This is a genomic window from Burkholderia sp. Tr-862 (assembly GCF_011753085.1).
Lineage (GTDB): Bacteria > Pseudomonadota > Gammaproteobacteria > Burkholderiales > Burkholderiaceae > Burkholderia > Burkholderia ambifaria.
Map to the genome: position 1 here is coordinate 1 of NZ_VWWG01000194.1, position 11,220 is coordinate 11,220.

Consider the following 11,220-nt stretch of genomic DNA (forward strand, 5'->3'; position numbering starts at 1 on the left):
CGATCGCCGAACGCATCTCGTCGGCAATGATGTCGGCCTCGGGCCCGATGATCACCTGCACGCTGTTGCCGCCGCGCTTGAGCACGCCGCGCGCGCCGATCGACTTCAGTTCAGGCTCCGACACCTTCTCCGGGTCGACGACGCTCAGGCGCAGGCGCGTCGTGCATGCGTCGACGACCGTCAGGTTGCCCGCACCGCCGAGCGCGGCGATGTAGCGCAGCGCTCGCGGCGCGGCCGCCGCGGCACCCGCAGCCGGTGCGACGAAACCGCCCGATGCGAACGACTCGGTCGCCGCATCGGCCGAGGCCGGCTCGCGGCCCGGCGTCGCCATGTTGAACTTGCGGATGAAGAAGCGGAACAGCCCGTAGTACGCGACACCGTACGCGATGCCGAGCGGAATCGCGATCCAGCCCTTCGTCGACAGCCCGTAGTTCAGCACGTAGTCGATCGCGCCGGCCGAGAACGTGAAGCCGAGCTTCACGCCGAGCAACTGGCAGATCGCGAGCGACAGCCCGGTGAGCACCGCGTGGATCACGTACAGCACCGGCGCGAGGAACATGAAGCTGAATTCGATCGGCTCGGTCACGCCGGTCAGGAACGACGTGAGCGCCATCGAGAACAGCAGGCCGCCGACCATCGCGCGGCGTTCCTTCGGTGCTTCGTGCAGCATCGCGAGACACGCGGCCGGCAGGCCGAACATCATGATCGGGAAGAAGCCGGCCATGAAGGTGCCCGCGGTCGAATCGCCCGCGAAGAAGCGGTGCAGGTCGCCGTGCACGATCTCGCCGCCGGCCGGCGGCGTGAAGTTGCCGAACACGAACCACGCCAGCGAGTTGATGATGTGGTGCAGGCCCGTGACGAGCAGCAGGCGGTTCAGGAAGCCGAACACGAACGCGCCGATCGCGCCCGCCGTCGTGAGCCACTGGCCGGCCGCGTCGATCGCATGCTGGACCGGCTGCCACACGTATCCGAACACGATGCCGAGTATCACGCACACCAACCCCGTGATGATCGGCACGAACCGCTTGCCGCCGAAGAACGCGAGGTAGTCCGGCAGCTTGATGTCCTTGTAGCGGTTGTACAGCAGCCCCGCGACCACGCCCGCGATGATCCCGGACAGCACGCCCATGTTCAGCTTGGGATCGATGTCCTTCATGATCGCGGTTTCGATCAGGTAGCCGATCGCGCCCGCGAGCGCCGCCACGCCGTTGTTGTCCTTCGCGAAACCGACCGCCACGCCGATCGCGAACAGGAGCGGCAGGTTGTCGAAGATCGCGCCGCCGGCGTCGGCGATCATCTTGATGTTGAACACATCCGGCTGCCCGAGCCGCAGCAGGATGCCGGCGACCGGCAACACCGCGATCGGCAGCATCAGCGCCCGGCCCAGGCCCTGTATCTTCAGAAACGGATTCCCGTCCATTCAGTCCTCCAGTCCATGTCTCGTCATTAATCGTCGTTGAACGAATTGCTTTCGTGGTGAAACGGGTCGCGCGCCCGCCGTCGACGTTCAGTCGAGCGGCCAGACCTCGCGGCTTGCTGCCCTTACCGCCTGTGCCGAGTCGAGTGCGAGCAGATCCTGCGCACGCTGGCGACACAGCTGGTAATCGAGACGGCGCACGCGCGCCTTGATGCCCGGCACCGACACCGGGTCCACCGACAGTTCGGTCACGCCGAGGCCGACGAGGATCGGCACCGCGAGCGGATCGCCGCCCAGCGCGCCGCACACGCCGACCCACTTGCCATGCTTCGTCGCGCCGCGCACCGCGATGTCGATCAGGCGCAGCACGGCCGGATGCAGGCCGTCGGACTGCGCGGCCAGATCGGCCTGGCAGCGGTCCATCGCGAGCGTGTACTGCGTCAGGTCGTTGGTGCCGATCGACAGGAAATCCGCGTGCTGCGCGAGCTGGTCGGCAAGCAGCGCCGCCGACGGCACCTCGATCATCACGCCGACCTCGATCGGCTCGGTGCGGCCCTGCGCACGCGCGAATTCGTCGATGCGCTTGCGCAGCCGCACGAGTTCGCCCGCATCCGTCACCATCGGCAGCAGGATGCGCACCGCGCCGAATGGCTGCACCGCGAGCAGGCCCTGCAGCTGATCGTCGAGCAAGTCGGGGCGCACCTGCGCGAGGCGGATGCCGCGCAGGCCGAGCGCCGGGTTCGGTTCGGGCGGCAGCGTCAGGTAGTCGACTTCCTTGTCGGCACCGACGTCGAGCGTGCGGATGATCGCGGTGCGGCCCTGCAGCGCGTCGACGATCGACTGGTAGCTCTGCTGGTGCTCGACGACGCTCGGCGCGGCCTGGCGATGGATGAACATCAGCTCGGTGCGCAGCAGGCCGATCGCGTCCGCGCCGTTGTCGACCGCGGTGTTCGCGTCGTCGAGCGTCGCGATGTTCGCGGCAACCTCGATCGCGCGGCCGTCGGTGGTCGCGGCGGCGGCACCGGCCATCTGCCGGTTTGCTTCGCGCACGCCGTCCAGACGCTGGCGTTCGTGGCGCGCGCGCTCGACGTCGAGTGCAGTGGGTGCGTGTTCGAGACGGCCCGCGCTTGCATCGACGACGACCTGCGTGCCGTCCGGAATCGCGTACAGCGCGTCGCCGACCGCGACGAGCGCCGGAATGCCGAGCTGGCGCGCGATGATCGCCGCATGCGACGTCGCGCCGCCGCGCGCCATCACGAGCGCGGTCACGCGCTGGCGATCGAGCGACGACAGGTCCGACGGCGTGAATTCCTCGGCGGCGAGCACGGCCTCGTCGGGCAGTGCGCGCGTCGCGCCGCTGGTGTGACCGAGCGCGCGCAGCACGCGCTTCTCGATGTCGCGCAGGTCGGCCGCGCGCTCGGCGAGCAGCGCGTCGTCGAGCTTCGACAGCGTGTCGATCTGCGCGCGGATCGTCGCGCGCCACGCGAAGCCCGCGCTCTTGCCGAGGCTGATCTGGTCGCGCGCCGCGTCGACCAGCGTCGGATCCTCGAGCAGCACGCGATGCACTGCGAAAATCCCCGCCTCGCCGACCGCGCCGCGTGCCGACGCGTTGCGCACCGTTTCGTCGAGTTCGGCGTCGACCGCCTTCAGCGCCTGGTCGAGCCGGCGGCTTTCCGACGCGGGCGTGCCGGACGCCTGTTCGGGCGGCACGATTTCCGCATCGTCGAGACGCACGAGCGTGCCGACCGCGATGCCGGGCGCCGCGCATACGCCCGCGAGCGTGTTCGGGTCGAGCGGCGCGCCGGTATTGCGCACGACCATCTGCGGCGCCGGCGAACGCAGCCGCGCCGGCTTCTCCTCGACTTCACCGTGCGCTTCGCGCAGCAATTCATGTTCGACCGCTTCGACGGCTTGCTGCGCGTGCGCGCCGCGGCCGATCAGTTCGATCGTCGCGCCTTCGCCGGCGCCGAGGCCGAGCAGGCCCACGACGCTCGTGATCGACGCCTTGCGACCGTCGAACTGCACGTCGACCGTCGCGTCGATGCCGCGCACGGATTCACGCGCCCGTGCGGCCGGGCGTGCATGCAGGCCGCCCGGCTGCGTCAGCACGAGCTCGCGGCGCACTTCCTGCATCGCCGCGGCACCGGCCTGCGCCGCCTGCGCGGCGGCTTCGCCCTTGCCGCGCAGCGTCAACAGCGGCGTCTCGCCGGCGGTCGCGAAACCGCTCGCGCGCTCGACGACCTCGAACGCGTCGGAGTTCGCGATCGCGATCACCGACACCAGCGAATGCGCGCTGCGCGCGACCGCGTCCTGATCGAACTCGATCAGCAGGTCGCCCGCCGCGACCCGCGCGCCGGCTTCGACATGCGCGGTGAACCCCTGCCCGTTCAGCTCGACGGTGTCGATGCCGATGTGCAGCAGCACTTCCGCGCCCTGCGGCGTCGTGATAGTCACCGCATGGCCGGTGCGCGCGAGATGCGACACGACGCCGGCGCACGGCGCGACGAGCTTGCCCGCGAGCGGGTCGATGCCGATGCCGTCGCCGAACATCCCGCCGGAGAACACCGGATCGGGCACATCGACCAGCGCGACGATCGGCCCGGTCAGCGGGGCATGCAGGACGATCGGATCATGGGTGGAACTCTTCAACTGGGACTCCTCGGCGCGTCTCATCGGCGGTCTCGGCTATCAGTGCGTTTCGGTGACTTTGTTCAGGTGGCGCGGCGTGTCGGGATTGCGGCCGCGCGCGACGGCGAGATCCGCCGCCATCACGTAGAACGAAAGAATGGCGGCGATCGGGTCGAGCGCCGAATGGGCGGACTGCGCAAGCGGCAAGGTCGCGCCGGGTGTGCCGGCAGGCGCCGCGAGCAGCACGGCGGCGCCGCGTGCGCGCATGTCCTGCGCGAGCTGCAGCAGCCCGGCCTGCTCGGGCCCCGGCGGCGCGAACACCAGCAGCGGATAGTCGCGGTCGATCAGCTCCATCGGGCCGTGACGGACTTCGGCGCTCGAGAACGCCTCGGCCTGGATGCCGGAGGTTTCCTTCAGTTTCAGCGCGGCTTCCTGCGCGATCGCAAGACCGAGGCCGCGGCCGATGACGATCATCCGCTCGATGTCCGCGAGCGCGGCGACGGCCGGCGACCAGTCGAGCTGGCCGGCTTGCGCGAGCACGTCGGGCAGGCCGCGCAAGGCGGTCATCAGCGCGGCGTCGCGCTGCCAGTACGCGACGATCTGCGCGGACAGCGACAGCATCGCGATATAGCTCTTCGTCGCGGCGACCGACAGCTCGGGGCCGGCGAGGAGCGGCAACTGGTGCTCGCACGCATCGGCGAGCGGCGACGGCAGCACGTTGACGGCGGCGACGGTGCGCGCGCCGGCTTCGCGCAGCGCGGCCATCGTGTTGACGAGATCGGGGCTCTTGCCGGACTGGGAGAAGGCAAGCGCGAGCTGGTCCTGCACCTTCAGCGGCGCCTGCTGCAGCGTCGCCACCGACATCGGCAGCGACGCGACGGGCACGCCGAGGCGGCTCATCGTCAGGCTCGCGAAATAGCTGGCGGCGTGATCCGAGCTGCCGCGCGCGACCGTCAGCGCGACGGCCGGCGGGTGATCGAGCAGCTGGCCGGCGAGCGCTTCGACGCGCGTGGTGTCGGCGAGTTGGGCGGCGACGACCTGGGCGGACTCGCGCGCTTCGTTAAGCATATTCGACAATCGATTCTCCTTCGACGTAGGTCGCGGTGAGGTTCAGGTCGCGATCGAACACGACGAGGTCGGCCCATGCGCCGCGCTGGAGGCGGCCGCGATCGGCGATGCCGAGGTAGTCGGCCGCATAGCGCGCCATCCGGTTCGACACGTCGGCGATCGGCAGGCCGAGCGACACAAGGTTGCGCAGCGCCTGGTCCATCGTCAGCGTGCTGCCGGCGAGCGTGCCGTCGGCGAGCCGCACGCCGCCGAGGCACTTCGTCACGTGCTGGCTGCCGAGCCGGTACTCGCCGTCGGGCATGCCGGTGGCGGACGTGCTGTCGGTCACGACGTACAGGCGCGGGATCGCGCGCAGCGCCGCACGAATCGCACCGGGGTGTACGTGCAGCAGGTCGGGGATGATTTCCGCGTACTCGGCATGCGCGAGCGCCGCGCCGACGAGGCCCGGATTGCGGTGATGCAGCGGCGACATCGCGTTGAACAGGTGCGTGAAGCCGCATGCGCCGTGCTTGAGTGCGGCGACGGCGTCGTCGTAGGTCGCGAGCGAGTGGCCGAGCTGCACGCGCACGCCGCGCGCGGCCATCTCGCCGATGATCTCGATGTGGCCGGCGATTTCCGGCGCGAGCGTGACGACGCGGATCGGCGCGATCGACAGGTACTTCAGCACTTCGTCGAGCACGGCCGACACGGCCGCGTCCGGCTGCGCGCCGAGCTTGCCGGGGTTGATGTACGGCCCTTCGAGGTGCACGCCGAGCACGCGTGCGCCACCGGGCGTGCGGGTGCGCGCGACACTGCCGAGATTGGCGACGACCTGCATCAGTTCGTCGCGCGGCGCGGTCATCGTCGTCGCGAGCAGGCTCGTCGTGCCGAACTGCGCATGCGTGCGGGCGATCGTCTCGATCGCGTCGCCGCCTTCCATCACGTCGGCACCGCCGCCGCCGTGCACATGCAGGTCGATGAAGCCGGGCAGGATGTACGGTGCGTCGTTCTTCGCGGGATCGGCGGGCGTGCCGTCGAGCGTGGTGATGCGGCCGTTCTCGCTATCGAGCGAACCGTGAATCCAGCCGTCGGGGGTAAGGATGTTTCCAGTCAGCATGACGTTTCTCTTGATGATCTGGTGACGCGGACATCCGCGTCGCGATTTGCAAATCCGTTGCGCTTCGTTGCGCTTCGTCGTGTTCGGTCGCGCACGGCGCGCGGGCAGTCTCGCGCGTCAGCGTTTCAGTTCCGCGACGAAGTCGTAATAGTCGTCGCGGCAATACGTTTCGGTCACTTCGATCGCGCGCTGGTCGACGCCGTAGCCGATGCGCGTGATCACGAGCAGGGCCGAGCCCGGCTTCACCGCCATCCACTTCGCGATCTCGTGCGTCGCGTTCGCCGCGCGAAATTGCTGCAGCGCGCGCACCACGGTCATCCCGCGCGCCTCGAGGTATTCGTACAGCGATGCGCCGAGCGCCTGCGGATCGGGTACCACCGCGGCCGGCAGCGTCGAATGCTCGACGGCCATCACGATGCCGTCCGCGCGGCGCAGCCGTTCGAGCCGCGCGACCGTCGCGCCGGGCGCGAGGCCGAGATGCGTGATCTCGTCGCGGCTCGCGGCGCGCAGCTTGCGCGACAGCCACACCGAATCGGGCACGAAGCCGCGCTGCTGCATCTTCGCGGTGAAGCCGACGAGACGCGACAGCGGATCGGCAACACGCGGCGTGATGAAGCTGCCCGCGCCGCGCGCCCGCTTGATCAGCCCCTGCTCGACCAGCAGCGCGAGCGCACGGCGGGCCGTGATCCGCGACACGCCGACCGACCCCGACAGCAGCCGCTCCGACGGCAGCGCCTCCCCGGCCCGCCACGCGCCGGCGTGAATCGCGCTCGCCAGGTTGCGGGCGAGCTGCAGATACAGCGGCGTGTCGTCGAGGGGATCGGGCGCCAGTTCGGACCAGCCGGTTTCCATGTGCCTCCGGGTGTCGGACGACGATCTCGGACCGTCGAAAGTGAACGCATTATATAACCACCATAATACCAGTCAACGAACTGGTATTAGCGCGGCGGAAATCGCCGGAAGCCTTGCCCGGCAAGCGTTTTAGTAGCGGGAAAGCCTTTGTTTACAACGCGATGCGGGATAGGGATTTACCCGGATTGGTATGCAAGGGGACAGTTCCGGGTTGCGATTCGGCCGGTTTTTGGCAGCGAATCCGAGACCCGGATAGAACCAGTTGAGCCGACTGGTATGCATCGTGCGATACGCACCGCGCGGGGCCGGCGGCACGTGCCCGGTGACATCAATGGAATTCGCGGCTCGACGCGCGCAGGCCGCCGAGCAGCGGCGTCAGATCCTCGAAATGCTGCGCGACGAGGTGCCTCACGTCGCTGACGACCTGCCACACGCCCGACACCGCGAGCAGCCGCGAATCGAGTGTTTCGCGGCGCTGCCGCGCGAGCAGCTCGGGTCGCACGATCACGTTCACGCACCCCGTTTCGTCCTCGAGCGTCATGAACATCACGCCTTTCGCGGTGCCCGGCATCTGGCGGGCCGTCACGATTCCGCACGCGCGCGCGAGCCGGCCGTCGGGGCGATCGCGCAACTCGGCCGCGGACGACAGCCGCTGCGCGCGCAACGCAGGCCGCAGCAGTGCGACGGGATGGCGGTTCAGCGTCAGGCCGGTGGTGTCGTAGTCGGCGAGGATGTCGTCGGCTTCCGACGGTGCGCCGAGCGCGGGTTTCTCGGATTCGTCGATCGGCGCGGCGGCGAGCAGGTCGCGCTCGGGTGCCGCGGCGACGGCCTGCCACAACGCATCGCGACGATGGCCGGCGAGCGTCACGAGCGCGTTCGCGGCGGCAAGTGCCTCGAGATCGCGGCGTTCGAGTTGCGCGCGGCGTGCCAGCACGTCGACGTTGTCGAACGGGCCGGCCGCGCGCGCCGCTTCGATCCGGCGCGCGGCGGCTTCGCCGAGGCCGCGCACGAGCGACAGGCCGAGCCGCACGGCAGGCTGGCCGTGGGGAGGCGGCTGGTCGGGCAGCGCTTCGAGCGACGCTTCCCAGTTGCTGTGCGTGACGTCGATCGGCAGGACCTGCACACCGTGACGCTTCGCGTCCTGCACGAGCTGCGACGGCGGATAGAACCCCATCGGCTGGCTGTTCAGCAGCGCGGCGAGGAAGATCGCCGGTTCGTGGCATTTGAGCCAGCTGCTGGCATACGCGAGTTTCGCGAAGCTGGCTGCGTGGCTTTCGGGAAAACCGTATTCGCCGAAGCCTTTGATTTGCTCGAAGATCTGTTCGGCGAATTCGCGTGCGTAGCCGCGTTCGAGCATGCCGTTCACGATCTTGTCGTGATACGGGCCGAGATCGCCCCTGCGCTTCCATGCCGCCATCGCACGACGTAACTGGTCGGCCTCGCCGGGCGTGAAACCGGCTGCGACGATCGCGATCTGCATCACCTGTTCCTGGAAGATCGGGACGCCGAGCGTGCGTTCGAGCACGGCCCTGAGCGCATCGCTCGGATAGGTGATCTCCCCTTCCTCTTCTCCCGCCTTGATCCTGCGCCGCTTCAGGTACGGATGCACGGCACCACCCTGGATCGGCCCCGGCCGCACGATCGAAACCTCGACCACCAGATCGTAATAGTCGCGCGGCTTCAGGCGCGGCAGCATCGACATCTGCGCGCGCGATTCGATCTGGAACACGCCGACCGTATCGGCGCGGCAGATCATGTCGTAGGTTGCTTCGTCATCCTGCGGAATGTGCTTCAGCGTGAACGGCTGGCCGTCCTCCTGCGGCCCGCGCCATGCGGTGCGCAGGTCGAAGGCGCGATGCAGCGCCGACAGCATGCCGAGCGCGAGCACGTCCACCTTCATCAGCCCGAGCGCCTCGAGATCGTCCTTGTCCCACTGGATCACGCGCCGCCCGTCCATCGCCGCGTTCTCGACCGGCACGAGCCGCGTGAGCTTGCCGCGGCTGATCACGAAGCCGCCCGAGTGCTGCGACAGGTGACGCGGAAAGTTCAGCAATCGACCGGCCAGTTCGGCCCACGCGAGAATGATCGGCGTGGCGGGATCGAGCCCGGTCGATGCGAATTGCTGCAGCAGGTCGCGACTGCCGTCGAACCAGCGATGCGCCTTCGCGACGCGATCGACCAGCATCGGATCGACACCGAGTGCCTTGCCGGTTTCGCGCAGCACGCCGCGCGGACGATACGTCGAGACGGCCGCCGCGAGCGCGGCGCGATCGTGTCCGTATTTTTCGTAGATATGCTGGATCACCTCTTCCCGGCGCTGATGCTCGAAGTCGACGTCGATGTCGGGCGGCTCGCCGCGCTCCTCGCTGATGAAGCGCTCGAACAGCATCGTGCTCTGCTCGGGATTCACCTCGGTGATGCCGAGGCAATAACACACGACCGAGTTCGCCGCCGAACCGCGGCCCTGACACAGGATGTTCTGGCTGCGCGCGTATTTGACGATGTCGTAGACGGTCAGGAAGAACGGCTCGTAGCTCAGCCGCGCGATCAGGTCGAGTTCATACCGGATCTGGTTCTCGACTTTCTCCGGAATGCCCTGCGGATAACGCGTGGCAGCCCCCGCGAAGGTTTCCTGTTCCAGATGGCGCGTCGGCGTGAGCCCTTTCGGCACGATCTCGTCGGGATACTCGTAGCGAAGTGTGTCGAGTTTGAAATCGCACGCATCGAGAATCGCGCAGGTCTCGTCGAGCTCCTCCGGCGAAAACAGCTTCGCGATGCGTCCACGCGCGCGCAGATGCTGTTCCGCATTCGGCGCGAGCGCATACCCGCACTCGGAAACCGGCATCCCGACGCGGATCGCCGTCATCACGTCCTGCAGCGGCTTGCAGGAGCGCCGATGCATCGTCACGTCGCCGAGCGCGACGATACGCACGCCGCGCCGCTCGCCGGCCGCGCGAATCTCCTCGCGCTGCGCGCCGTCGAGCGGGCGCTGCAGTTGCACGAGCCCGAGTCGCGCCCGCGCGCCGAACGTCGCGCGAAACCAGGCGACCTGCGCATCGAGTACATCCGCCCGCACGGGATACGTGGGGACGAGAATCGCGAAGCAGTCGGGCATGCCGCGCAAGTGTGCGAACTCGGCGGGCGGCGCCGACAGCATCCTCGACGTCAGCCGGTACGTGCCCTTCGGCGACGCCATGCGCCGCCACGAGATCAGCTCGGACAGGTTGCCGTAGCCCTCGCGGTTCTGCGCGAGCAGCACGAGGCCGAACGCGCCGGGGCCCGGATCGTGGCCGGGGGCGACTTCATCCGGCGTCACCTCGAAGAACGAACCGACGATCAGCGGCAGCCCTTGCGCCTTCGCCGCGACATGCATGCGCGGCGCGCCGGCGAGCGAGCATTCGTCGGTGATCGCGATCCCGCGATAGCCGAGCTCGACGGCGCGCTCGACCAGTTCCTCCGCATGCGACGCGCCATGCAGGAACGAGAAGTTCGAACGACAGAACAACTCCGCGTAATCGGGCAGCCAACTGAATTCCGCAACCATCGCCGCTCACCCGAACAGGCCGTGCAGGAACCAGTGCGGATCCGCCTGGCTGCTCAACCGCTCCTGAAAGACCCAGTAGCACGCGCCGGCCTCGTCCTGCGCGACGTAGTAATCGCGCGCCACGAGCTGGCCGTCGAACCACCCCGCCTCGATCCGCTCGGGCGACGACATCATCCTGAGCGGCGTATGGAACACCGGCCGGTTCGCGCGCATCAGCAGCGGCTGCGGCTCGGCCAGCAGCCACGCGGGACGCGGCGGCGCAGCCGGCAACCCGCCGGCCGGCTTGCCCGCCTGCGCATCGAGCGGCAACCAGCGGTTCGCCGCTTCGGGCCGATGATCGGCAACGGGGGCCGCGCGCAGCACGTTCTCCGTGCCGAGCCGCGCGACCAGCAGCTCGAACAGCCGCGCACGCGTTTCTTTCGTGCCGCCCGGCTCGGGAAAGAGATCGTCGGCCGGCGGCGCGACCGATTCGACGCGCGTGGCCGTCAGCCGCACCGCGATCACCGCGGCCGGCAACTCGACACGCGCAAGCCGCTCGCCGAGCAGCCGCATGAAGTGCGCGTCGTCGCGCACGGGCGCGGCGAACGCGAGTTCGAGCGGCGTCGGCGGCACGGC

General features: G+C 68.9%; 6 protein-coding genes and 1 pseudogene. All 7 read right to left on the minus strand.

The genetic code is table 11. The features are described 5' to 3' along the window. Positions 1-1,420, minus strand: a 1,420-nt coding sequence (gene nagE / locus F3J14_RS30465; protein ID WP_166726090.1) for an N-acetylglucosamine-specific PTS transporter subunit IIBC, incomplete at its 3' end; no start/stop codon positions are given. A gap of 87 nt (positions 1,421-1,507) precedes the next feature. Beyond that, positions 1,508-4,090, minus strand: a complete 2,583-nt coding sequence (gene ptsP, locus F3J14_RS30470; RefSeq protein ID WP_166726091.1) for a phosphoenolpyruvate--protein phosphotransferase — start codon at positions 4,088-4,090, stop codon at positions 1,508-1,510. A 15-nt stretch (positions 4,091-4,105) separates the two neighbouring features. Then, positions 4,106-5,113 (minus strand): SIS domain-containing protein, encoded by a 1,008-nt coding sequence (locus F3J14_RS30475; protein ID WP_105787176.1) that lies wholly within the window; start codon positions 5,111-5,113, stop codon positions 4,106-4,108. Beyond that, positions 5,106-6,209: an N-acetylglucosamine-6-phosphate deacetylase gene (gene nagA, locus F3J14_RS30480; RefSeq protein ID WP_166726092.1), complete on the minus strand. Its 1,104-nt coding sequence runs from the start codon at positions 6,207-6,209 to the stop codon at positions 5,106-5,108. Before nagA ends, F3J14_RS30475 begins: the two co-directional genes overlap by 8 nt. 117 nt (positions 6,210-6,326) lie before the next feature. After that, entirely contained in the window at positions 6,327-7,061 is a 735-nt protein-coding gene (locus F3J14_RS30485; RefSeq protein ID WP_166726093.1) for a GntR family transcriptional regulator, read from the minus strand. A gap of 328 nt (positions 7,062-7,389) precedes the next feature. Continuing rightward, positions 7,390-10,605 carry an error-prone DNA polymerase gene (locus F3J14_RS30490; protein WP_166726094.1) on the minus strand — a complete coding sequence of 1,072 codons (3,216 nt, stop codon included), beginning with the start codon at positions 10,603-10,605 and terminating at the stop codon, positions 7,390-7,392. A 6-nt stretch (positions 10,606-10,611) separates the two neighbouring features. Next, positions 10,612-11,220: pseudogene (locus F3J14_RS30495) on the minus strand (DNA polymerase Y family protein); the annotation flags it as partial.

Excerpts from the sequence above, each read along its gene's own strand:
- ptsP (WP_166726091.1), bottom strand. The coding sequence starts at position 4,090 with ATGAGACGCGCCGAGGAGTCCCAGTTGAAGAGTTCCACCCATGATCCG.
- F3J14_RS30475 (WP_105787176.1), bottom strand. The coding sequence starts at position 5,113 with ATGCTTAACGAAGCGCGCGAGTCCGCCCAGGTCGTCGCCGCCCAACTC.
- nagA (WP_166726092.1), bottom strand. The coding sequence starts at position 6,209 with ATGCTGACTGGAAACATCCTTACCCCCGACGGCTGGATTCACGGTTCG.
- F3J14_RS30485 (WP_166726093.1), bottom strand. The coding sequence starts at position 7,061 with ATGGAAACCGGCTGGTCCGAACTGGCGCCCGATCCCCTCGACGACACG.
- F3J14_RS30490 (WP_166726094.1), bottom strand. The coding sequence starts at position 10,605 with ATGGTTGCGGAATTCAGTTGGCTGCCCGATTACGCGGAGTTGTTCTGT.